Here is a 23,198-nt window from a genome sequence, read left to right on the forward strand (position 1 = left end):
ATTGTCGGGATCTTTCGGCCAATCAGTCGAGTTCAGAGAGACAGAGTAGACGTACGAATTAGAAACTGGTTCGGCCCCGATTTCACTAACTTGACAGATTTGTCCTCCAAACGCCAATCGGCCTCCGTTGCGGGAGGCCGATGACATATTTCTATGTGAATGAAGTAGCGGCATTGATCAACCAGAGATGAACTCTAGCTTGACGGGGTCTGGGATCAGTCCTGCCTGATGAGCTTCGCTGAGCAGACGAGCAACCGCTTCACGTCCGCGCTCGCCAAAATCGAGGGTCCAGTCGTTGACGTACATCCCGACGAACTCATCTGCTTTTTCGTTATTCAAATCACGCCCGTACTTGGCAGCATGTGCCAGAGCTTCTTTGCGGTTCTCGAGTCCGTAACGAATACTTTCACGAAGGAGCCGGGTCACTTCCTGCATCGCCTCTGGTCCGAGGTCTTTGCGGATGGCATTCCCGCCCAATGGAAGCGGCAACCCTGTTTTCTCCATCCACCATTTTCCAAGGTCGACAATCAGATGCAGCCCCTGATTCATGTAAGTCAACTGACCTTCGTGAATGATGAGGCCTGCATCCGCTTCGCCACGTTCGACGACGTTCAGGATTTCGTCAAATGGATGGACGACGTATTTGAACGTTTCAGCATCCCCTTCGGTGTGTGATTCGCACGTCGAAGTCTTGGGTTTTCCGTTCAGGCAGAGATTGAGCGCCAGAAATGCAGTGGTCAATGTTCCCGGTACTGCGATCGTTTTCCCTTTGAGCTGTTCGATACTCATCGGCTCACGAGCGACCACCATGGGGCCGTAATTGTCTCCCATACTCGCCCCGCATGCACAGAGTGCATACGCTTCAGTAAGGTAGGCATAGCCGTGAAGACTGACGGCTGTCAGTTCCAGTTCCGCTGCGAACGCGCGGCGATTGAGCGTTTCAATATCTTGCAACTCGTGATGGAACTGGAAGTTGCCTGTGTCGATCTTGTCGTTTGCCAGGGCATGAAACATGAACGCATCGTCCGGATCTGGACTGTGCCCAACGTAAATCTGCTGTTTGCTCATGGAACCTTTGCCAGTTCCCAGACGTTCACTCGTCCGGGCCTCATGTGGATCTACCTTGTGTCTTTTCGGTCTTAGAGCCTCAATCGAGTTCGATTCGCCATCCCTGATTTGAAGGGATCTCAGGTTTCGATTCCGATTTCAACGTGGCATCAGACCATTCAAAGTGACACGATAGAGAAAAGGAGGCTGCAGGGGAAACGCGATGGATCACCGATTCAAAACGGAATCGATTCCCGGAGAACGCCCCCACCTTCAGTGACCCGCAAATCCGTTGTACAAATTCACTGAAAATCATGTTTTTGTGGCAAGGTCTGCCTGCTTTTGCTCGCGTCCTCAGGTTTCCAGAGGCAAACTAGCGGATCTGCCTCTGAATTTTACGACGAGTTCGATTCTGAGTGGCAAACTTCACTCTGCCCCGAATCATCACTCACAAGAATAAGGCGATTTATCGATGAGCTGGAAATTGTTGGGCGCCGTTTCACTCTTTTTTATGGTGAACCTCGCTACGGCCGACGTGCGATTTCCTATGAACCCCAAGCCGTTGTCCCACACAGTATCGTCAGTGTCTAAACAGGGATACGAAGTCTACTCCGTCTCAATCGCAGAACATCAATGGGTGATGCAATGCGTGCATCAAGGGAAGAGCTACCGCCTGAAGGTCGACCCTGTTTCCTCTGCGATTGTCGATACTGAAGAGATTGAGGAACTGAAGGAGATCAAAGCTAAACTGAAGATGGCTGAGGTTTTAAAGCAACTCGAAACGACAAACCCAGGGCCCATTATCGGCGTGAGGTTTTCAGATAAAAGTTGGATCGTGTCGACAAGCCGCGGCAAGAAAGTGACTGAGATTGGAATCTCAGCCCAAACTGGATTTCTGACTTCAGGCAAAGATGATTGATAACGTGGGCCGCTGCTCTTCAAGTTGCAACGGTTGCAGTAGATCGCAATCAAAATTTGGGTGTGGTGAATCCATCGTTGATCGCTCCAAGTCGTTGCCACGTGGTGAGATCGATGGAATCTGCCATTGTGCGAGTTGATCCGTCAGCGAGTAGCACGTTCACGCAGCCAGAATGGTAACTTCGAGAGGTCCAGACTCCCCGACTATCGTACCAACCATTCGCTTTGTTCTCATGACAGTCCGGATTCGTGGAATTTGGAGCGTTGAGAGTGCTGAATGCAGTCTGACCCGGCATTCCATTGATCCATTCTCGATGAACATGCCCATAGTGGCTGGCTGAATTCGCGTGACAAAGACTTCCGTACGCGTCGAGTTGAGATTGGCTGGCGAACGTGTTGGGCATTCCTCCGGGGAATGACGTCCCTCGAACGAGATCTCCAAGGGTGTACTTTGTCGCTTCGCCGTCACCGAGAATCCCCTCTGAGGCCGCGATAATGTTGGAAACTCCGTCTCGCATGTCCCGAATTCGTATCCACTTACGCATATTGAACATGCCAACTTGGTCTTTTTCATGAATGGGTGTGGAGTTCCCTCCAATTGTCGCCAGTTTGGAACTGGCGGAGATCATGATGAGCGAAGGCCCCCCACTGACAACGTAACTGTTACCAGGTCCTCCGATTGTCCGCTCACGAATTTCCGAGGGGCACAAAAACGTCGACACGCGAGCATTCTTCTTAGTTTGGTTCGGCTCGTCTCTGTAAACGCGGTTGAAATCGAGCTGTTGGTAAAGTGCATTCTGATCCAGAAAAGGAAGGAGTACTGCGTGAACGCTGAACCCTGCCCAACCGGTGGCAGTGGTTTGACTTCCCGAAGCGGATCGAGACTCAAGACACATTCGAGGATAGACTGAATGAGTGTCGGAATACTGCTGAAGTGCGATGCCGAATTGCTTTAAATGTTGGCGGCATTGAGATCTGCGTGCGCTCTCCCTGACCGTTTGCACTGCGGGGAGCAACAATGTCAGTAAGACGCTGATGACACTGATGGCGACTAAAGCTTCGATCAATGTGAATCCGGGATGGCTTGCCAGTGTTGCCCGCTTTGGCATTCTCATTCCTCTGGTTCGAAATGAACAGGAGTTCTCCCGAGCGCAATTTGCGTAAAAATACTGATGTGCTGATTTTTATATACACAGAGGAAATTTACCACAATGGTGATGGCATGATTGATTCCCGACGGCCAGGGGCGACAACCACCGCGCTGAACAAAGATTTCCAGAGATGCCTGCAGGGACCCCGGAGTGCTGGCTATAGCGATTATTCAGGTGAAAGGAGGTATTCCAGATCGATCGCCTCGGGCCGCGTCAGAGTGTTCAAGTGTGAAGCAGAGGAATTTCGATAGAACCGAGACCGGAGCGGCGCGAATTTTCAGCGAGACGGATCTCCAATTTGCAAAAATTGAGTCACGTTAAACTCGCCCCGCGAGGCATATCGCATTCCGGCGAAATCGAATGACAATCAGGAATGCGGTCGAACAGGTTGCTGCAAACTGCGCAGGGAGCATTGGAAATGCGGTCAAAACTTCTCCGTGGGTCACAGATCTGGGGATGTGCTTTTGCTCTGAGTTGGACAAACATTGGATTGGGGCAAGAGGCTCCTCCTGCCGCAGTTTCTCCCGCAGACGATCCTCTCGTTGTGAAGCCAAAAAACGCAGAGGAAAAGTTTGACGCCGTTCTGCTCATGCTCAAGCTGGCGAGACTCGATCTGGCCAAGTATTACCTCCAGCAGACCCTGGAAGAGAATCCAAGTGATGAAACGCTCCTGGCAATCCGAGAGAAGCATGGAACGGCGACATTCCTCCAACTGACTTCTGTTGCGGAATTGAATCCAGGTGCGATCACATTGCTGGAACGTCTCAATGAAGCGATTCGCAATCGGTCAGCACAGCCGGGGTATGTCGAAGCAATTTTGCAGAAGCTGGAAGGATCGACTCGCGAACGTGCGGAATCTCTCGCCGAACTGAAACACCTTGGTCCCTACGCCGTTCCCGCAATTCTGAAGAGCATTGCGAATCGAGAGAACGCGTCAGTTGAAACGCTGACATTGACTCTCGTTCAGCTTGGGCGAGCAGCGAATCAACCATTATACGGAGGATTGACCTCCCCCGTCGCAGAAGTCCGAAGTGTTGCAGCCAAGGTACTCGGACACACAGGCTCCTCAGCTGACACGATTTGGTTGTGGGCACCCGCGTTCTCTGACCAGAGCCCGACCGGTGTTCAACAAGCTGCCAAAGAGGCCATCGCGCGTCTCCGCTACGGCGATGCAGCAGCAGTCAACCGAGTGACATCGGATGGAGCGTCGCGAGTTTTGGTCTCTAAAGCAACAGAATTGTTGAATGGACAGTTTAAGTGGCCTGAGTTGTACGATGACGTTGAATTGATTCCTGTCTGGACATGGAGTGATGAAGCCGGAACCATCGTTGAGCATCCGGTCAATCGAACGTTAGCCGGAATCTTCTTCGCGGAGCGTTTCGCCCGCAATGCGGTACAAATTTCACCCGAGCAGCAGCAAGCACAGGTTGTGTTGCTAGCAAGTCTGCTGGCTCGTGATGTCGAACTCAATCAGTGGAAGCTGCCACATCCACAAACCGACGATGGAGTTTTGGGACTCGCTGTTCGCAGCGGTGCGGAGTTGAATTCACTCGTCTTGCGATTTGCGTTGGATAATCACATTCCGTCCGCCGCCTTGAGATCGTTGCAGGCACTTTCCCTCAATGGTTCCACCTCGCTGCTTTCCAGCGACTCGCAGCGAAGTGCTGTCATCGATGCACTGGATGCAGCAGATTCTCGTGTTCAGTTCGCAGCAGCAGTAACGATCCTGAATTGGGAGCCGACACGACGATTTCGAAATTCGCGTCGGGTGGTCGAAATTCTCAGTCGCGTTCTGAATTCTCAGGCAACGCCGGCCAGTGTCGTGATGGATCCGAATGTCACACGCGGAAATGCCACTGCGGGGATCTTCACCCAGCTGGGATTGGACGCTGGCCATGTCCGGTCGGGCAAAGAAGGATTCAAGGTCGCTTCGGAGCGAGGCGATATTGTTCTCGCTGTGGTTCATCCGAACGTTGTCGGTTGGGAACTGACAGATACAATCAAGAACTTGCGAGCGGATTCACGGACCGCTTCGATTCCGATTGTGATTTACGGGCCCGCGAACATCCACGACAAGTTCGACAGAATCTCCAAGGATTTTCAGCGAGTTGTATACGTTGACGAAGCGAATGTGCCGTTGGATATTCATCGCACGCTCGGGCCGATTCTGGCTCAACTCTCTCCACCAGCACTGACTGCAGTACAGCGGCAAGAACAGATTCTGGAAGCGTCGTCTTGGCTTCGAAGAATTGCGATTCGAAATGTGAATGATGTCTTTGATCTTGCTCCCGCAGAAGAGGCCCTGTCGCATGCAGTGGCAGATCCGAAGCTGGCGGAAAATGCCTTGGTGACTCTGGGGGCGATCGGAACTGCCACGGTTCAGGAGCAGTTGTTGCTGACTGCGACATCCGCTGCGTTTCCAATCGAAACCAGACGACTGGCAGCCTCACAGCTCACTTTCCATGTACATCAATACGGGTTGTTGCTGTCAAAAGGGAAACTTTCAGGATTGAAGTCGGCACAGGAAAACGAAGCTGATCCCGAACTGAAAGTGGCTCTGGAGAGCGTCATCGGGGCCTTGAAGCCAACACCCGGTGCCGTCAGAGAAGAGCTACTCAAATTCCCGGCCTCACCAAGCCCTGTCGGAAATTAGCATCGTAGGGACGTTCAAAACGTGCTTGTCACGACTGTTGTGATCCGGATGAAGCCTGCAGAGTTGCAGGCTTTTTTCATGACGGGTCACAACTCAGCGACACCGGCGAATGGGGGAGAAAATTCATTCACTGACATCAGGTACCTCCCTCGCTGTCAGTCATCATTCACCCTCCCCTTCGGTGCCCTCGTTTGGTCGATCGCGATTGATGATGTCTTATCTGGCGATCAATTAGAGGCATTCCATTTTGAAGGTTCCCACACACGCTCTTCAGTCGCATTTGTGATTTGAGGAAGATCTGGATCGCTTATTTCAGATGTGACAATCGTTGAGTGATGAGCTCGATGCGATGAAGGATGGAATCGGTCAGTTCAAGTTCCGGTCGGAAAGCGAACCGCTCGACCCATGTCATCCCGCTCAATACGATACTACTCACTCTGAAGGCATCTATCATCTGCATGTCTATCGAAGACAGCGGTGCAATTGATTGGTAAAGGTCCAGTGCTGGCTTCCAACTCGAACCAGAGTCGTCTAGAAAGCTACTCAGCAGCCGAGACAGGTCCGAAGCAATATGCTCTGATCGTGCTGCTGTCGGGTCGATGATACCGCTGACGGTGTCTCCACTGAACAGCACGTGTTCGTTCCAGAGATCGCGGTGACAGGGAATCAGAAGGACCTTCTCCACTTCGAGTGCTGCGAGTTGCTGGTCGACTTGTGGTGCGAATTGAGAAAATGCAGAGAGAATGGCCAAAGCGGATTCTCGAAATCGGCGGGGAGCATTTTGAAGTTGATGAGTTGCACGGCGTCTCTTTTCAGCTGTCCAGGTGGCAATGATGAGTCGCCGCTCCTCGAGAGTTGACGAAGGTGCGTGTCTAACGGCGAACCACCCCTTACCCGCACTCTGGTATTTGAATCGGGACGAGGCTTGATGCATTGTCGCGAGCGTTGTCATCATCGAACGCCAACGATTTGGAGTCATCTCGCTGAGAGTTGAGCTGCCTCCCGGCATCCACTGTTCAAGTTGCCAACTGCCGGAAGCAGACTCGTAGACGGAAGATCCTGTGAATCGGTCCTTCAGCGGAGTCGCGACCGGAATTCGATTTGAGGAAAGAAACTGCAGCCATCGATGACGTTCAAGTACCCGTGCAACGGGCCAATGTGATGCTTTCCAGCCCTTGAGCGCATAGGTGGCAAAAGTGGTGTCGATCTGAAAAACCGGCGAAGAACTGAATCCTCCTGCGACAGCTCGAATCGAATGAATCGATTCCTCGGTAGGCAGAAATCGAGTCGCAATGCGCCGGTATTCGACTTCATTTTCGGAAATGGACATCGCGTGTCGCCTCGAGTGAAGCCCACTTGAGAGCCAACCTGGATCCTGTATCAGGGGCATGTGGCTGCGAGTGCCGGAACGCTACACTCTCTTGAGCGGCGCCCTAGGGAGTCTGTTCCGGGGCATAATGAATCATCAGAATGACGTCCGTGGTGTTCGCTGTCTTCATTTGAATGACGTATTCTTTTTTAAGAGGGTTCCAGTCACTCAGATCAATTGTCCCAGAATCCGAGTTCGCCTTTCCAATCGGTTCCTGCACCGCTTTCGGATCTGCATCCGGAACGAACGGGGTCACTGTAATTTCGATCGGACCGTTGGATGATCGGAAGTTGATGTGGTGTGCCCGTCTCGCTTCATCGCCGTTTTTTTCGCTCCGCTCGAGTTGCAGCGAACGCACAAAGTCACCTGCAGAGAGCTGAAAAGTCAGCGGGGTTGGCTTCTGTGGTTCTTGATTCTTCTTGTAGGCGACCCAGAGCATCGTGGCCAAGAATGCCACGATGATGATCGTGATGAACTTTCGAGCTCGCTGGCGAACGGTCATGATGAAGTTTTCTGACGAGTTTTGGAGATGTTCTCCACGCAGCCCAGACGAGGAAATCAGGAGAGGTCGAGGGTTCAGGAATCAAACTCCAGAAGAACTACAACTGCGGGGCGGAGTACTTCACCTCGCCTCCCACGATGGTATGAAGCACTCTTCCAGTGACTTCGCGGCCTTCGAATGGAGTGTTGCGACTTCGGGATTTGAACTGGCTTCCTCGAACGACCCATTTGGCGTTGGGATCGATAATCGTCACATCTGCATCTGACCCGACAGCCAAGGTTCCACTTGCCAGCGAGAGCAGTTCGGCGGGGCCTGTCGTTAGCTTACGGAGGAGGTCAGGCCAGTCGAGATGGTTAGGGAGAATCAAGGCTTCAACGCACAGAGCCAAAAGTGTTTCCAGGCCAACAATTCCAAATGGAGCACTATCCATTTCGAGGTTCTTCTTCTCATCAGCATATGGCTGGTGATCGGAAGCAATGATCTTGATGGTGTTGTCCTTGAGTCCTTCAATCAACGCATCGCGGTGGTCTGCTGTGCGAAATGGTGGGTCGACCTTGTAATTGGCATGATAGCTGTTCATGCACTCATCAGTGAGGAGCAGGTGATGTGGTGTGACGTCAGCCGAAACCTTCAGATCGCGGCTGATCGCCTGTCGAACCTCTTCAATACTTCGGCGCGATGAAAGACACATCAGATGGACCCGGCCGCCTGTTGACTCGGCCAGAGCAATGTCACGACGAACCATGATTTCTTCAGCGGCAGCGGGCATTCCTCGCAGCCCGAAGACCGTCGACTGGTAACCTTCATGCATGATCCCGTCATGCACAAGTTCAGGAACCTGAGCATGGTGAAGAACAGGCTTGTTCCACATGCTTGTGTACTGAAGGCCACGTCTCATGATTTCAGCATTGGAGATCGCCTGCTTTCCATCGGAAAATGCGACCGCGCCACCGTTGATGAGCTGACCGATCTCGGACAACTCATTTCCTTCACGGTTTTTTGTCACGGTTCCGATTGGAAGAACTCGGCAGCGATTGGCTCGTTCCCCTTGTCGTACGATGAATTCTGCGGAAGCGCGACTATCGATCGCCGGGATCGTTTCAGGCAGGCAGGCAACTGTGGTAAACCCACCGGCCAGCGCAGCTTCTGCTCCCGAAGAAATCGTTTCGTCTTCATCGAATCCAGGTTCTCTGAATGAGACGTGGCAGTCGATGAATCCGGGGGAGACAATCATCCCAGTGGCATCGATGATCTGATCTGCGTGAGAAATAGAGAGACCGATTTGCTCGATTCGCCCATCACTGATCAGCAAGTCCGCGACATGGTCGACGTTGCGAGAGGGATCAATGATTCGCCCGTTTTTAATGAGCAGCGAGGACATAACCGGTTTTCTCTTTTTTGAGCCGGGCAACCAAGCGGTATGATCGGCTGCCGTTGAATGTCAAATTGACGCACGCTGTTCGACGAGCATCGCGCGGAGTTGCAATCGCCAGTCAGCAATCGTTTTGAGAGCCGAGATGGCGATGTGCCAGCAGGTCGAGGCAGGCCATGCGGACGAACAATCCGTTTGTGACTTGATGGAGGATTTGTGAGTTCGCTCCATCAGCGACATCAGAACTGATTTCCACTCCACGATTGATAGGGCCGGGGGCGAGAATCAATACGTTTTTCTTTGATCGTTGAAGGCGTTCGCGATTCATTCCGAACAAGTGCGCGTATTCTGCGATCGATGGGAAGTAGGCTCCTCGCTGTCGTTCAAATTGAACGCGCAGCAGGTTGATCACATCGGATTCCTCGAGGATGTCATCGAACCGGTTCGAGACCCGAACCCCGAGCTGTTCAATGTGAGGCGGAATCAGCGTGGCTGGGCCGCAGACAATCACCTTGGCTCCGAGCTTGGTTAATCCCCAGATATTGGACCGTGCGACTCGCGAGTGTTTGATGTCACCGACAAGTGTGACGGTCTTTCCCTCAAGCGACCCCAGTTTCTCACGAATCGTGAAGATGTCCAGGAGTCCCTGAGTCGGGTGCTCGTGGGTTCCGTCGCCTGCATTCAAAATCCCGCATTTCACATGACGGGCGAGCATGGCTGGAGCGCCGGGTGATTTGTGACGCACGACCATGAGATCGACTCCCATTGACTCGATCGTCAATGCCGTGTCGATGAACGTTTCCCCCTTGGAGATGCTGCTTCCGGATGCCGAGAAGTCGACGGTGTCAGCGCTCAGCCGTTTGGCTGCGAGACTGAAACTGGTCCGGGTTCTTGTGCTCGCTTCAAAGAAGAGATTGGCGACGACTCGCCCCTTCAGATGTGTCAGCTTATCTCCGGATTGCTGTTGGTGTTTGAACCAGGCAGCGTGGTCAAGGATGAGTTCAATCTCCTCCCGACTCAAATCCTGAAGACCCAAAAGGTGGCAACGCGTCCATAAATTCAGCGTGACCGGAGCTGGGGGGTGAGCAACCATGCGAGGCAAAGGTCTAGCAACAGAATGATGTTTTTAGGATGAAGAACATCCTAGCTTTCGAAAAGCCCAGCGGCAATCAATTCCTCGGTTTTCCTGAATCCAATCACAAGATCTGTTGGTCAGCGACACCGATGAGTCTGGAAATTACTTCGGATCGGCGGTTATGATTTCGTTGTGTCTGCTGCGGTCTCGTCTTCACGCACGGAGCTGAAATGTATCGAGGAATTCTCGCCTTAGTGGTCGTGGCAACTGTCGGCGCCACGGCGTACTCGCAGCTTCGAATGCGTTCGTTTGACAGGTTTGACTCGCCCGGGCGCTCGCGGCAATTTCCAGACGCGACATCGAATGGCTTCTATCCTCCGACGGGGTTTTTAATCGATCGCAATGGGACTCCAGACTGGGAGACCGACCCTGACTTCCAGGAGGATTTATTCACGTTTGTACGCGTGATGTACAATCCGCATGGTGGACGGTTTGGGTCATGGAAGATTGACTACCCAGACAGCGATTTGAATTTTTCGTATCGCTTACAGCAGTTGACCTCTCTGAAGGTGGCACCTGATCCGATCGTTCTGGAGCTGACGGATCCGAGAATTTTCAACTACCCTTTTTTGTACTTTGTTGAACCCGGCCACGGTCTGAATCTCACGGAAGAAGAGGCATCGGCGTTTCGCAAGTACCTCCAAAACGGTGGTTTTGCGATGTTCGACGATTTCTGGGGAGAGTATGAGTGGTCTGCCTTTGCTCACGAGATGGAGAAGGTTCTTCCTGATGTGCACCCCGTGGATCTTCCGCTGGATCATCCGATCTTCAATATTGTCTATGAGCTGAAAGAAAAGCCGATGGTTCCTGCGATTGGTCATCACCAGCAGGGACTCAGGACCGAGCGTTTTGATGCTCAGGAGGCTCACTACCGTGGTTACTTTGATGGCAACGGCAGGCTCATGGCGCTCGCTTGCCACAACACTGATCTTGGTGACGGTTGGGAGCGGGAGGGCGAAGATGAGTCGTACTTCCGCGAGTACTCAGAGAAATTGGCCTATCCTATGGGGATTAACATCATCTTCTACGTGATGACCCACTAGCCAGCTGGTCGTACTTTGACCTGCTTTCTGGCTGCGCAGGTCGCCAAACAACCTGCTTACTCTTTGTGCATTTTGGTTTATTGATGATAAAACGGGCGAAAATCCGGAAACCGTGACCGGACGCTCGTTGTCTTTTAAACGAACACGCTTACAATGGGTGCAGTATTGCCAGATTTAGACGCACTGCGTGAGCCACTATGTCGCTTGCAACATCATCGCAGACTGACGCTTCTCCGTTTCCGGGGTTTGTCGGCTCATGTCAGGTCATGCTGGAATTGTTCCGTCACGTACGGAAAATCGCGAACAGCTCTGCGACTGTTCTGCTACTTGGGGAAACGGGTTCTGGTAAGGAACTGGTTGCCCGTGCTGTCCATGAGCTGAGCCCGCGAGCCAGTGGTCCTTTCGTGAGAGTAAACTGCGGGGCTCTGAGTGAGAGCCTGCTCGAAAGCGAGTTGTTTGGTCACGTTCGCGGCGCGTTTACAAATGCGATTGAGAATCGGACCGGACGATTCGAGGCGGGGCACGGCGGGACGCTGTTTCTGGACGAAATCAATTCGATTAGCCCCACGCTCCAGGTCAAACTGTTGCGGGTTTTACAGGAGCAACAGTTCGAGCGAGTGGGGGACACCAAAACGATTAGCGTGGACTGTCGAATTATCGCAGCAACCAATCGTGACCTGACTGAGATGGTCGAGCTCGGAACCTTTCGGGAAGACCTTTACTATCGCTTGAACGTATTGCCGATCTACGTTCCGCCACTTCGTGAGCGGCGAGATGACATCCCTGAATTGGCCGAATTTTTTGTAAATCGGTACGCGACCGTCAATCGGCGGCCAACGCTTCACCTCACTGGCGAAGCGCTTGCCTACCTGAAAGCGTATAGCTGGCCGGGAAATGTCCGCGAGTTGCAGAACTACATTGAGCGGGCAATCGTGCTGGCAGATGGGGATAAACTGACCCCGGAACTGCTGCCAAGTCATGTGCGAGGACAGGCTCCTGTCCGCCTGGGGCGAGTCGACCGGTCAGACTTGCAGTCGCTCTGCACGGAACTTGTCTCACGTGGCTTGAAGGAAGTTGCGGTTGAGGGCAAATTTCATGATGGCGTCATCGGGCTTGTCGAAAGAGAACTCATTCTCCAGGTCTTGAGGGAATGTCAGGGGACTCAGACAAAAGCTGCTACTCGCCTAGGAATTAACCGGAATACCCTGCACAAGAAGATCGATGATTTTGATCTGCATAGCGAAGCTCGCTAGGTTCGGTTTGAAAGAGGGGCACTGACTATCCACTGCGGGTCCGCAGGTCGAGTGGCCATCGCTGTTCGAACGTCATATTTTGATGAAAACCTCACTTCGATCGTTGTGAGTTGAATTGTTCCTCAGGCAGATGTCGATCGTGTGATATCCTTGGACATGCTCGCGAGATTTTTCTTCTGGACCAGAAGAAAGTCTATTCTGCGAGTTCCACTTGGTTATAATGGTTTCATGCAGAACCAGTTCGTACGATCTGCTCTCAAGTCAACTGTTCATTAGCAGCCTCTTTTCTGTTGATCCTTTCTGGTAGGCGGCTTTAATCGGTTTCAGACCCGACGAGATGATCAAGCAATAATTCATGAGCACATCACTTCGAGGACATGTTCTGGTTGCAGGTTCGCATCTAAGAGATTGCAACTTCTTCAAATCGACCGTATTGATCGTGGAAGATGGCCTCGACGGGGCGATGGGGCTGGTGCTGAACCGACCTACTGCTGTCACTGTCGGCAATGTTCTGAACGGGCATCTGGATCTCCTCGAGAATCACAGCCCAGTTTATACAGGTGGGCCGGTTGAGCCAGCAGCCTTGTTTATCGTTCATAATTCGAAAGAGCTGGATCCCTGCGAGTTGGCGGTCGTTCCCGGCGTCTACATGGGAAGTAGCGCGGAAGTCTTCGAGAGCATCGTTTGCCATTGCGGGACAGGTGTTTCACAGTTCCAGTACCGGGTTTACTGTGGATGCGCCGGATGGGGGCCTGGGCAACTTCAGGATGAACTGGACCGGGGAGACTGGATCGTCGTCCCAGCCCACTCCGATCATGTCTTCAGTTCAGATCCCTACTCTTTATGGGATGAACTATATCACCAGTCGCTACAGTCACGACGCATTCTTCCTGTGGCCTGCGACCACCCGGAATGGAATTAGCCCCCCTGTGTGAGTTCGTTCTTTCGCAGGATAGATCGTAAGAATTCTTCAGTTCGAGCGTCGTTGAGGGCAAACATTGTCGATCATTGATGAATCGACGGTCCGGGACACTTGAAACACTTTGCAGGACTGGTCATTGTCGGAACAGAAATCGGGGTGAAGTGCCCCCGTTTTGAATTTCCATATGAGTGAGTCAGCAATGCTCGCTCGAGGACCCTTGCGAAGAAGTTGATCGTGTCAGCGCCAATCTCAGAATGGATTCCATCGTCAGCGGAAGAGCTCAGCCGTCTGATGTCCGAAAACTACAATGGCCAGCGTGTCACTCTGATGCCAGTTGGTGGTCGTACCTCGCTAAAGTACGGGGGAGCGGTCGTCGGAAATCCACTTGAAGTTTCGACGGAGAAGCTGAATCGGGTCGTTGATTATCCCGCGCGTGATATGACGATCACTGTCGAAGCGGGGATGACGATCTCCCAATTACAAGAGATTCTTTCCGTCGAAAAGCAGCAGCTTCCGATCGATATCGCTCAGAGTGGCAAAGCAACACTTGCAGGCGCAATCGCAGCGAATGCAAGCGGACCATCACGCTTCGGCTATGGTACCTTTCGAGACTACGTCATTGGCATTTCAGCGATCGACGGGCAAGGGCGCCTGTACTCAGCAGGTGGTCGCGTCGTCAAAAACGTCGCCGGCTATGACCTCTGCAAATTGCTGATTGGATCTCTCGGGACATTAGGGATCATCACACAGGTGACGCTGAAGCTGGTTCCTCAACCACAATCGAAATCGTTTGTGGTCCTTCCCAGCCAGACGACTGCTGAAATTCAGGCTGTTCTCGCAAAGCTGAACACCTCAGCAACTCGACCTGTAATCCTCGATCTGCTGAATAGACAAGCTGCACAACAGATGTTCCAGGGGGCGAATTCGGAGCTTCCTGCAGGGGCGTTTCTGCTCTGTGTCGGATTCGCAGGCAGTGCCGCGGAGACGGACTGGCAGGCTCGAACTGTGACTGAAGAGATGGCATCTTGTCACGGCTCCACTCCCATCCAAGTGACCGGTGAAAGGGCCGCGACACTCGGGAACAGCTTGACTGAATTTCAAGCACTCTCCGAACCTTCGTTGACGTTTCAGGCCAGTCTTCTCCCTTCGAACGTCAGCTCATTTGTCGACCAGTGTACGCAAGCGGGGCTTTCCGTTCAGGCTCATGCTGGAAGCGGAACCGTGGTCGCTCACTTCCCTGAGACGATCACATCCTCAAATCCGGTTGCGGCAACTGTGAACTCGCTCCGAGCAGCGGCGCAGGTTTCCAAGGGATCACTGGTCATTCTTGGTGGGCAGAAAGCGGGCGATCCGGAGATCACGACTTTCGGCGATTCGCTGAAAGGGGAAACGCTGATGCGACAATTAAAACAAACCTTCGACCCAGCCGGGCTGCTGAATCCAGGGCGATTCTGGTAAAGAATTTTTTTGATTCTGATGAAAGTAAAGTGATGACAACACAAACAGAAGCCCCACGCACCATGTATTGGAATGGTGGCATCGATGGCTATCTGACGATGATCGACCAGACATTGTTGCCAGTCGAATTTCAAGAAATTGAGTGCAAGACGGTCGATCAGGTTTGGGAAGCGATCAAGTCGCTAAGAGTTCGTGGAGCCCCTGCGATTGGATGTGCCGCAGCGTATGGCGTGGTGATTGGTCTGCAGACAGGAACAACCGAGAACACGCGGGACGCTTTCGATCGCCGTCTCAATGAAGTGACTGGATATCTCGCAGAAAGTCGCCCAACTGCCGTCAACTTGTTCTGGGCGCTTGATCGGATGCAGGCTGCTGCAACTGCCAAGCCTGAACTCGCTCCAGAGGAATTGTGTGCACACCTGCTGGAAGAAGCAAAAGCGATCGAAGTCGAAGATCGCGAAATGTGTGCAGCCATCGGTCGTCATGGAGCCACGCTCGTTCAGGATGGCAGTGGAATTTTGACTCACTGCAACGCAGGTGGACTGGCGACAGCAGGAGATGGAACCGCCTTGGCAGTCATGTTCGCTTCGGCTGCAGCAGGAAAGAAGATTCACGTTTACGCCGATGAAACCCGTCCATTGCTTCAGGGAGCCCGCCTGACAACATGGGAGCTTCAGCAACGTGGAGTGCCAGTGACCCTGATCTGCGACAACATGGCGGGATGGGTGATGAAGGAAGGCAGGATTCAGGCTGTTATCGTCGGAGCAGACCGCATTGCAGCCAATGGTGATTCCGCAAACAAGATTGGAACGTATTCCGTCTCGCTGCTGGCCAAGGCTCACGGCATTCCCTTCTACGTGGCAGCGCCTTCGAGCACCTTTGATCTCTCAATTCAATCTGGAGCACAAATTCCGATTGAAGAGCGGAAATCTGAAGAGATCACACACGGTTTCGGACGCCAGACCGCTCCTGAAGGAACAAGCGTTTACAATCCTGCGTTTGATGTGGCCCCTGCAGAGTGCATCACAGCAATCATTACTGAACGCGGGATTATTCAACCGGTCAACGAAGCAAATGTCCGGGCTCTCATCGGAAAATAGTCTGGACTGCAGCTGTTGTTGATAAGCCCCCGTGGCTTCTTCGATATGACGACGGCAGCCTGAATCTCACATTGCGAACTTCAAGAGGATTCCAGCCGTTGGGATCCTCTTTTTTTGTGTCGGTGAATTAAGGCCCCGACATGGAAATGCACATTCCAATTAGCCTCTGCCTCAGAGGTGTGTGGCGGCGAATGGTGGAAAAAACTCGTTCAAACGCTGCGTAGATCGCCGCTGGTAAGCCATAGTCTGGTGAGAGACGCACTAGCTGCGGATCTGCATTTCTTCAAGGTCCAGTATCCGCTCGACCTGATGATACGCACTACTCCCGATGAGGCCTTCCCCTCGAAGACTGAGTACTGCAGCCCGACGAGCATCCAGAACCTTCAGCTTCAGTTCGGTACTCGAAACGACAAGACGGGAATTCTCATCGGGTTCATGAGGATCATCCTTGGGGGAGAACCGCCTTGCCCGTTTCTCATATGTTCGCCGCATTTGCTCAACTAACTGAGCCGTTTCTTCGTCTTCCGGAGTCATCACTTCCAGCACACTGATGGCAGCTTGCGCAGCAGCAAAGCGGGCGGCACGAACTTCCTTTTCTTCAGATTCATCTGGCGGAACATTCAGCCAGCGGATCAGCAATGGAAGCGTTGCTCCCTGGAAAAGCAATGTGACGAAGATGACACAAACGGCATGAAAGATGATTAACTCTCGATTTGGAAATGGTGTGACCCCATCAGACATCAACAATGGGATGGCCAGTGCTGCTGCGAGCGAATCGAGTCCTCTTGTTCCACACCAGGCGACGATGAGTGAATTTCTCCAGTCTGATTGAAAAATCTTGAATTGGAAAACTCTCTGGATCAGTAGTCGCAGCCCAAACAAGCCAGCGACCCAGACGAGTCTCAACAAGATGACCAAACTGCAGATGAGCGCTGCGTCGCGAAAAAGTGTCGATCTCGGGAAGTCAGACAAGGATGCGAGAACCGGACGAAGTTCCAGTCCGATCAGAACAAACGCCAATCCTTCGAGAAGAAACTTCAGCCCAGACCAGAATGAACTGGAACTCTGACGGGTTTCAGCTTGCAGTATTCGAGGCAACGCACCGCCGACGAACAGGCCCGCGGTGACGGTTGAGAGAACTCCCGAAGCTCCGACCGCTTCCCCAGTCAGATAGGCTGCAAATGAAGTCATTAACGAGATCGCACTGTTCAGAACAGGGTCTTTTTCATGAGAACGAATCCAGATCGAAACCGCTCCCACGGCGAGCCCCGTCAGAATTCCGAATACGGAATCCCAAGCGAACTCGGCCAACGTATGTTGAACTGTGAAGACTCCGCTGATCACCGCTCCAATGGCGATTTTGTATGCCACGAACGCGACGACATCATTGAACAGATTTTCTCCATCCAGCACGGTTGCGACATCTCGAGGGATCGGAGTGCGATTCGTAATCGCATTAACGGCAATGAGGTCTGTTGGCGCAAGAATCGCTGCAAGAACCAGCGCCATCGGCCAGGTGAATCCGGGGAGAATCACGCAAACCAGCGAGCTGACAGCCAATAGCGAGAGGAAAACCAATCCGAACGATAATCCGGCAATGGGGAACCAGCTCGACTTGAAATCCATCAACGCGACCTGTGCTGCGGGTTGATAGATTAACGGCGGAATGAAGACCAGAAAGATGACGTCGGGGGGGATCTGAACGAGCGGAACGCCCGGGGTGAAGCTGAGAATCAGTCCGCCCAGAACAAGCACGATCGGGTAGGCGACTCCCACTCTGGCCGCGATTGCAGAGAGGATTGTCGCGAGGAACATCAAACCAATAATCAGTTCCGCTGGATTCATAATTTCAAACTCAGTTCGGTACTTCAGCGGCAGCGGATTGATGCATCTCAGGGAATGGTTTACGGTGGACTTCGCGAGCGGAGCGAAACGAAGGGGCTGAGTCGGTTTCTTTGATCAAAGTGGAAGCAGGAGCTAGAACGCTTTTTTGCTGTCGATCAATAACGTGATGGGGCCATCGTTAACGAGGCTGACGTCCATATGTTGCTGGAATCGACCAGTCTCGACGTGAATCCCCTGCCCCCGTATTTCAGCGACGAAACTGTTGTAAAGAGGTTCTGCGACTTCAGGACGTGCTGCATCAATAAAACTTGGGCGTCGTCCCTTACGGCAGTCCCCGTACAAGGTGAACTGACTGACAATCAGCATCGATCCTCCGACGTCCTGAATCGAGCAGTTCATCTTTGCTTCGTCGTCTTCAAAGACTCTTAATCCTGCGATTTTTCCAGCGAGGTAAACGACATCCGCAGGAGTGTCCGCAGTTCCAATTCCCAATAAAACGAGGAAGCCTCGCCCAATTTTCCCGACCACCTCTCCATCAACAATAACACTGGAGGATGAAACACGTTGAACGACTGCACGCATAACCTTGAATTTCGACTCAATAGAAGAAAATGGCCGGGGATGCTTGTTAGCGGTTCAACAGGTGAAGAGCGTACGACATCGAATTGATTCGGGTCTCAACGTTGTCTGCCCGTGACATGAACACAACCGGCGCTGTCGTCCCGCGGAGGACACCACCAAAGCTACAGTTGGCAGTGTACATGATTCCCTTTACGGTCAGGTTCGCTGAAAGGAGATCTGGGAAGACCATCGCATCCGCCGCGCCAGTCACTTCGCCCTGAATTCCTTTCCTCTGCCCAGCGACACTTGCGTAAGCAAGGTCGAACGAAAGTGGTCCTTGAACGATGGCGGTTCCAAATTCGCCGGAAGCAGCGAGCTCAACCAGCTTCTCTGTTTCCAGGGTGTCCGGCATGGCTGGCGTCACCTTCTCCGTCGCAGCCATCAGTGCCACGCGCGGGGACGATTCTCCCAACCGCTGGGCGGTCTCTGCAATGAGCTCGATGAGCTGCTTCTTCTGTTCGAACGTCGGAGCGATTGTGACTCCGGTGTCTGTCATCAAAAACGAGCGTTGGTCTTTTTTGATCTCCATCAGGACAATCTGGCAGATCGTTTTTCCCGTGCGTAAGCCGTTCTCTTTGTCGAGGACAGCTTTCATGAGTGAAGGGGTCGGGAGTTGGCCCTTCATGAGCAATTGAGCGTTGCCACTGCGGACAGCTCGGACCGCTTCCACTGCGGAATCGGGAGCATCTTCAATCACTTCGAATGGACTCAGGTCGATATCGAGCTGGCTGGCCACTTCCTGAATTTGAGCAGGGTTACCTGCGAGAATCGGCCGAATCCAGCCGCGACGACGCGCAAATTCCATTGCCTGAATGACAGTTGAATCTGCTCCCCCAGCAGCAGCTACGCCCACTGGAGTTTCGAGGCGATCCGCAGATGCATACAACTCTTCAAAGCTTTTGAGTGCCATGTCGTTCAGTCCGAGGTCGATTCATGCAGTGCAGTGAAGTCCCTTTGGTCTGACTGGTTTTGCTCTCAGAACAGATGACTAACAGACAGACCTTCGGGACGGACAACACGATTTCTGATGGAAAGGGTATTCTCAACAGTTTCTCTGTGTAAATGCCATCGATAACAGGGAATCAGTAGAAGTTATCGATCAGTTTTATGCATTGTCTGCGTATCATCGTTACCGTCCGCCAGCGGCAGCGGTTGAGCGGGTTCCGATAGTTTGGAGATACGCATAGAAATCAGCCAGATCCTGCTCGGTCATCCCTTTCATCAAACCGCTTGGCATGAGCGATTGTGTCGACAGTCGGCGAGATTCGATATCCTCGATGTCAACACGGATGGTGTTGTTATTGGCGTCTCGTAAGGCGATGCTATCAACAGCTTCGAAAAGCAGCATGCCGCTGAAAACTTTGCCATCGTGCGTTGCGATCTGGGTTGTCTGATAGCGAGGGGAAACATCCCTGCTCGGGAAGTAAATCGCGGTGAACAGATCTTCTCTTGAAAAGCGGCCAGTCACTCCATCCAGTGCAGGGCCAATTGCTTTCCCCTGCCCGTGGCATTGGATGCAACCTCGTGTCTGAAAGAGCTTCTCTCCTCTGACAGGATTTCCGAACTCCCATTGAACTGAAGAGAGCAGCCGACGCATTTCTGCTTCACTTCCAGCTTCTTCTCCGGAAGCTGCCGCGAACTCTTTCGGAAACGCAGTCTGAACTGCGTTCGAGATCCCGAGAATCGCTTGAGCTTGAGGATCACCTTCGCGTCCGAGGACGTAGCTGTCACGAAGTTGTAGATTTCGGCGGAGCAGTTCGACCAATTGATCCCGCGCCTGACGTTCTTCAGCACTGGCGCCCAGTTTTCGGATCGCACGACAGTAAAGCACGTTTTCCATTGGAGCGGTTGAAGGTCCTAACAGCTGAAGAGCGCCGATCGACATCAGCATCATGTCTGGAGAACCTGTTTCCAGCGACGCAACATACAACGGACGGTCAGCCTCCTGCGGATCGGCAACGAGTGTGGTTAAGACAGCACCTCGCAGCGAAAAGTCGTCGAATTTTGAACGGACGAGTTGTTTGTATTCTGGTGACGACGACGTGGCCAGGAGGAAGACGACGTCGGGCGTCCAGCGAAATTCGGGATCAGCAGCGATCAGCTGCGCGAATTTTGCAGATGCCTGTTCCAATTGCGGACGTGGTAAGTCACCGATGAACTGGATGTGCCCGGTCCGTCCGAACTCTGGGTGATTGAGTATCGCCACCGGAAGCTGAGGATCATTGGCAACCAGCCCGTCATACATTTCCAAGACGCGGTCGATCCAGCTTCCGTCCTGCTTGTATTTACGAGCTTCAATCTTCGCATCGAGTTGGATGATCGTTGTGGCGATAACGCCTTGTTGGTCAGCTGTCGGTTTAACAGGGAGCCTTGAGACAACGATGAGTCTGTGAATGTCATCAATCGGGTCAGACGTCGGACTGATTTTTGAAAGGATTTTGTTAAGGAGGCCACTATTGGCTGGCTGAACCATGGCAATCAGCCGTTCGATCTCAAAGTCTACTTCGGGGAGATTCGTTGGGTAAACGGCGATGAGTGAGTTCTGCAACTTGGTGACAGCTGAGGCATGTGGAGCTAAATCAAGCCGAGGCGCGTACCCGTCATAGACCGGCGTCTGTTTTCCGGCGGGAGGCGTGAGATCTCCCAAGCCCAATTGAATGATGCGGGCAGCTTCCAGTTTCAGCTCTGGATCGTAATTTCCCTGAAGAATGCTGGTGCCGACGTCGACAGCGTAGCCAGTGAAATTTTCGGTTCGAAACACATTGGCTCCCGCAACGGGAATGGCTGCCGACCAGCCTTTGACGAAGCCGATCTGTGCCATTTTGTGGATATTTCCACTCGACGTTCTGGACATCACGCGCATGAGCGACTGCCGAATGTAGCGGTCGCGATTTGGAAGCAGGTTCCCCAATGCTTCAATTTGTTCAGCGATCGCATCGCTTGAGGCACCTGAGAGAGCTTCGACCGCTGTGCGAACGACGACTGGATCACTGTCTTGAAGATAAGCACTCAACGCAGATGGGTTCGGGAACTCTGGCTGGCTCCGTCCGAGTGCCCAAGCTGCCCGTGCTCGAATCGCTGGATCTGTTGCACTCTGAAGCTGTTGAACGAGATCAACATCGATCCCGCGGAATTTGTCCGTCAGAATCTCAATTGCCCGGATTCTCTCTGCTGTTGTTCGATTGGAGTCGAGTGCAGCTTTGATGAACGGCTCGCTGCGAATTTCCATCGCAATTGGTTCCCAGACTCGACGGGACCAACTGCTAAGTGGTTGCGGCGCCTGGAGACAAAGGTTCAATTTGTCTGCGACGGAATTCGGGATACCGGATCCACCGGGCCAAGGTTTTGATTCTGGATTCTTGACTTTAGGGCGAATGCAGTACACGCCACCACGAGTCCCGCGACCACCCACGCAGACGTAGAGCTCCCCTTCCGGGCCGACTTCAATATCTGTTGGAGCAAAACCATGTTGGCCAACGGCGGTCATGAATTCGGTAGGAGTGGCTGACCAGGTGCTTCCGTTCTTCTGAAGCTTAAGAGCGTGAACACGGCCATACGTCCAATCGAGAGCGAACATGGCACCGTGATATTCTGCGGGAAACGCGGTGTGGCGATAAGTTGCGACACCGGTTGGAGAACCTCGCCCCATTGACACTGCGACAGGAGGCATGTCGATAAAGTTGTCTGGCCGAATCCAATCGTTGGTCACCCATCCTTGATGAGATCCAGGAAGGACGTGCAGAAATCGCGTGGGACGATACCACGGCAGACTGGTGACAAGCTCACCATCGCTGTCATACGTGTACAGTTCGCCGTCCGTCGAGAAGTCGAAGTCGTAGGCGTTGCGAATACCGTGAGCGAAGACTTCACCCTGACTCAAGTCAGGCTTCAATCGCAGGACCACTCCGGCATGAGGATTCTTCACAGGAGAACTCGGCATCGCAGCGTAATGCGACGTGATCCCAGATCCATTCCCTGCAACCAGATACCACCACCCATCGGCCCCTTTTCGGATCGCATGCAGGTCGTGCTCGTTGCCGGTTTTGATATGCAGAAAGACTTCGGGGGGGCCATCCGCCTGGTCATCTCCGTTCTGATCGCGATACCGAACGAGACCTGCACCAGAGGCACAAATCAGATCACGTCCGAGGAAGTACATCCCTTGTACTCCTTGCGGGAGATTTCCGATGTACGTTTTCGTCGATTCCGCAACGCCATCGCGATCCGCGTCGATCAGAATTTTCACGTAACCCGGACCAGACACGACCACTCGTCCCAGCGAATCAATGGTCATGGAAAAGATATCGTGAGCGAGCTCGTCACCCGCGTACTGCGTCACGATGAAATCATCAGGGACCTGCACTCCCAGCGATTCCTGTGCTGTGGAGTTGCTTGCAAAGCAGGTTGCGAAGGAAGCGATTGCCACCAGCAGCCTGATCAAGAGTCCACATTCACAGCGATGCGATGTCAGCGCTGGGGATGTCACGGTTACCATCATGAGAATCGTCCCTGATTCAAAAAATGACATGTCAAAGTGGTCTCTACGCTGACGGGTGATGAAAAACGACCTTCCCGATCGCGAATGAAACCGGCTCGCACATGTTTTCGCTCTTGAACTTCCGACCGGAGAAATCCCCCGAAGCGGGGTACTCCTGAAGTGGAGGTTCGTGATAAGGTGTGCATGATAGTGGCTTTGCCAAATTTGAGGCAATGCGGTCTTGAGAGGTCATCAGCGAGGTAATCCCCTTCTGAATGATTGATGAACCCTGACCAACTGTCGTGGTAAACAACGCAGTTGTCGCAGTATAG

General features: G+C 52.8%; 17 protein-coding genes. 7 read left to right on the forward strand and 10 right to left on the reverse strand.

Features of this window, described 5'->3' with window-relative positions; all coding sequences use genetic code 11:
- Positions 1–177: 177 nt before the first annotated feature.
- Complete coding sequence (locus SH668x_RS00855; RefSeq protein ID WP_437186807.1) at positions 178–1,068, reverse strand: menaquinone biosynthesis family protein; 891 nt, start codon at positions 1,066–1,068, stop codon at positions 178–180.
- Positions 1,069–1,519: 451 nt separating this feature from the next.
- Between SH668x_RS00855 and SH668x_RS00860 the strand changes: the two genes are divergently transcribed.
- Entirely contained in the window at positions 1,520–1,966 is a 447-nt protein-coding gene (locus SH668x_RS00860; protein WP_437186808.1) for a hypothetical protein, read from the forward strand.
- 49 nt (positions 1,967–2,015) lie between these two features.
- Here SH668x_RS00860 and SH668x_RS00865 read toward each other — a convergent pair whose 3' ends face one another.
- Entirely contained in the window at positions 2,016–3,074 is a 1,059-nt protein-coding gene (locus tag SH668x_RS00865) for a DUF1559 domain-containing protein (protein ID WP_437186809.1), read from the reverse strand.
- Between the two features lie 460 nt (positions 3,075–3,534).
- Between SH668x_RS00865 and SH668x_RS00870 the strand changes: the two genes are divergently transcribed.
- Positions 3,535–5,769 (forward strand): hypothetical protein, encoded by a 2,235-nt coding sequence (locus SH668x_RS00870; RefSeq protein ID WP_437186810.1) that lies wholly within the window; start codon positions 3,535–3,537, stop codon positions 5,767–5,769.
- A 307-nt stretch (positions 5,770–6,076) separates the two neighbouring features.
- Here SH668x_RS00870 and SH668x_RS00875 read toward each other — a convergent pair whose 3' ends face one another.
- The 4 genes from SH668x_RS00875 to SH668x_RS00890 form a co-directional block, all read right to left on the reverse strand.
- Positions 6,077–7,099, reverse strand: coding sequence for a phosphotransferase enzyme family protein (locus SH668x_RS00875; protein WP_437186811.1), 1,023 nt, complete (start codon positions 7,097–7,099; stop codon positions 6,077–6,079).
- Between the two features lie 103 nt (positions 7,100–7,202).
- The gene (locus SH668x_RS00880; protein ID WP_437186812.1) at positions 7,203–7,640 is read right to left on the reverse strand and encodes a hypothetical protein; all 438 of its coding nucleotides are present in this window, start codon (positions 7,638–7,640) and stop codon (positions 7,203–7,205) included.
- A 97-nt stretch (positions 7,641–7,737) separates the two neighbouring features.
- Complete coding sequence (locus SH668x_RS00885; RefSeq protein ID WP_437186813.1) at positions 7,738–9,021, reverse strand: dihydroorotase; 1,284 nt, start codon at positions 9,019–9,021, stop codon at positions 7,738–7,740.
- A 112-nt stretch (positions 9,022–9,133) separates the two neighbouring features.
- Positions 9,134–10,105 carry an aspartate carbamoyltransferase catalytic subunit gene (locus tag SH668x_RS00890; protein ID WP_437186814.1) on the reverse strand — a complete coding sequence of 324 codons (972 nt, stop codon included), beginning with the start codon at positions 10,103–10,105 and terminating at the stop codon, positions 9,134–9,136.
- Positions 10,106–10,317: 212 nt separating this feature from the next.
- Here SH668x_RS00890 and SH668x_RS00895 point away from each other — a divergent pair, with 212 nt between their 5' ends.
- The 5 genes from SH668x_RS00895 to mtnA all read left to right on the forward strand — a co-directional run bounded on the left by SH668x_RS00895 (position 10,318) and on the right by mtnA (position 15,923).
- Positions 10,318–11,190, forward strand: coding sequence for a DUF4159 domain-containing protein (locus tag SH668x_RS00895; RefSeq protein ID WP_437186815.1), 873 nt, complete (start codon positions 10,318–10,320; stop codon positions 11,188–11,190).
- A 197-nt stretch (positions 11,191–11,387) separates the two neighbouring features.
- Entirely contained in the window at positions 11,388–12,443 is a 1,056-nt protein-coding gene (locus SH668x_RS00900) for a sigma-54 interaction domain-containing protein (RefSeq protein WP_437186816.1), read from the forward strand.
- A 355-nt stretch (positions 12,444–12,798) separates the two neighbouring features.
- Positions 12,799–13,365, forward strand: a complete 567-nt coding sequence (locus tag SH668x_RS00905) for a YqgE/AlgH family protein (RefSeq protein ID WP_437186817.1) — start codon at positions 12,799–12,801, stop codon at positions 13,363–13,365.
- Positions 13,366–13,599: 234 nt separating this feature from the next.
- Positions 13,600–14,823: an FAD-binding oxidoreductase gene (locus SH668x_RS00910; RefSeq protein ID WP_437186818.1), complete on the forward strand. Its 1,224-nt coding sequence runs from the start codon at positions 13,600–13,602 to the stop codon at positions 14,821–14,823.
- Between the two features lie 32 nt (positions 14,824–14,855).
- Positions 14,856–15,923, forward strand: coding sequence for an S-methyl-5-thioribose-1-phosphate isomerase (gene mtnA, locus SH668x_RS00915; protein WP_437186819.1), 1,068 nt, complete (start codon positions 14,856–14,858; stop codon positions 15,921–15,923).
- A 261-nt stretch (positions 15,924–16,184) separates the two neighbouring features.
- On the opposite strand, the gene SH668x_RS00920 is transcribed toward mtnA, so the two are convergent.
- From SH668x_RS00920 to SH668x_RS00935, 4 genes are all read right to left on the reverse strand, one after another.
- On the reverse strand, positions 16,185–17,768 hold the full coding sequence (locus tag SH668x_RS00920) for a Na+/H+ antiporter (RefSeq protein WP_437186820.1): 1,584 nt from the start codon (positions 17,766–17,768) through the stop codon (positions 16,185–16,187).
- A 132-nt stretch (positions 17,769–17,900) separates the two neighbouring features.
- Positions 17,901–18,350, reverse strand: a complete 450-nt coding sequence (gene dtd / locus SH668x_RS00925) for a D-aminoacyl-tRNA deacylase (RefSeq protein WP_437186821.1) — start codon at positions 18,348–18,350, stop codon at positions 17,901–17,903.
- A 46-nt stretch (positions 18,351–18,396) separates the two neighbouring features.
- Positions 18,397–19,299, reverse strand: coding sequence for a phosphate acyltransferase (locus SH668x_RS00930; protein ID WP_437186822.1), 903 nt, complete (start codon positions 19,297–19,299; stop codon positions 18,397–18,399).
- A gap of 219 nt (positions 19,300–19,518) precedes the next feature.
- A complete protein-coding gene (locus SH668x_RS00935; RefSeq protein WP_437186823.1) occupies positions 19,519–22,917 on the reverse strand; it encodes a PVC-type heme-binding CxxCH protein in 3,399 nt (1,132 codons plus the stop codon).
- Positions 22,918–23,198 lie beyond the last annotated feature (281 nt).

It is taken from the genome of Planctomicrobium mucosum, assembly GCF_051466335.1.
Classification (GTDB): domain Bacteria; phylum Planctomycetota; class Planctomycetia; order Planctomycetales; family Planctomycetaceae; genus Planctomicrobium.

Bases quoted from the DNA above. Each gene is read 5' to 3' on its own strand.
- SH668x_RS00930 (WP_437186822.1), bottom strand. From the start codon at position 19,299: ATGGCACTCAAAAGCTTTGAAGAGTTGTATGCATCTGCGGATCGCCTC.
- mtnA (WP_437186819.1), top strand. From the start codon at position 14,856: ATGACAACACAAACAGAAGCCCCACGCACCATGTATTGGAATGGTGGC.
- SH668x_RS00875 (WP_437186811.1), bottom strand. From the start codon at position 7,099: ATGTCCATTTCCGAAAATGAAGTCGAATACCGGCGCATTGCGACTCGA.
- SH668x_RS00855 (WP_437186807.1), bottom strand. From the start codon at position 1,068: ATGAGCAAACAGCAGATTTACGTTGGGCACAGTCCAGATCCGGACGAT.
- SH668x_RS00860 (WP_437186808.1), top strand. From the start codon at position 1,520: ATGAGCTGGAAATTGTTGGGCGCCGTTTCACTCTTTTTTATGGTGAAC.
- SH668x_RS00895 (WP_437186815.1), top strand. From the start codon at position 10,318: ATGTATCGAGGAATTCTCGCCTTAGTGGTCGTGGCAACTGTCGGCGCC.
- SH668x_RS00880 (WP_437186812.1), bottom strand. From the start codon at position 7,640: ATGACCGTTCGCCAGCGAGCTCGAAAGTTCATCACGATCATCATCGTG.
- SH668x_RS00890 (WP_437186814.1), bottom strand. From the start codon at position 10,105: ATGGTTGCTCACCCCCCAGCTCCGGTCACGCTGAATTTATGGACGCGT.
- SH668x_RS00920 (WP_437186820.1), bottom strand. From the start codon at position 17,768: ATGAATCCAGCGGAACTGATTATTGGTTTGATGTTCCTCGCGACAATC.
- SH668x_RS00870 (WP_437186810.1), top strand. From the start codon at position 3,535: ATGCGGTCAAAACTTCTCCGTGGGTCACAGATCTGGGGATGTGCTTTT.
- dtd (WP_437186821.1), bottom strand. From the start codon at position 18,350: ATGCGTGCAGTCGTTCAACGTGTTTCATCCTCCAGTGTTATTGTTGAT.
- SH668x_RS00865 (WP_437186809.1), bottom strand. From the start codon at position 3,074: ATGCCAAAGCGGGCAACACTGGCAAGCCATCCCGGATTCACATTGATC.
- SH668x_RS00900 (WP_437186816.1), top strand. From the start codon at position 11,388: ATGTCGCTTGCAACATCATCGCAGACTGACGCTTCTCCGTTTCCGGGG.
- SH668x_RS00935 (WP_437186823.1), bottom strand. From the start codon at position 22,917: ATGTCATTTTTTGAATCAGGGACGATTCTCATGATGGTAACCGTGACA.
- SH668x_RS00885 (WP_437186813.1), bottom strand. From the start codon at position 9,021: ATGTCCTCGCTGCTCATTAAAAACGGGCGAATCATTGATCCCTCTCGC.
- SH668x_RS00905 (WP_437186817.1), top strand. From the start codon at position 12,799: ATGAGCACATCACTTCGAGGACATGTTCTGGTTGCAGGTTCGCATCTA.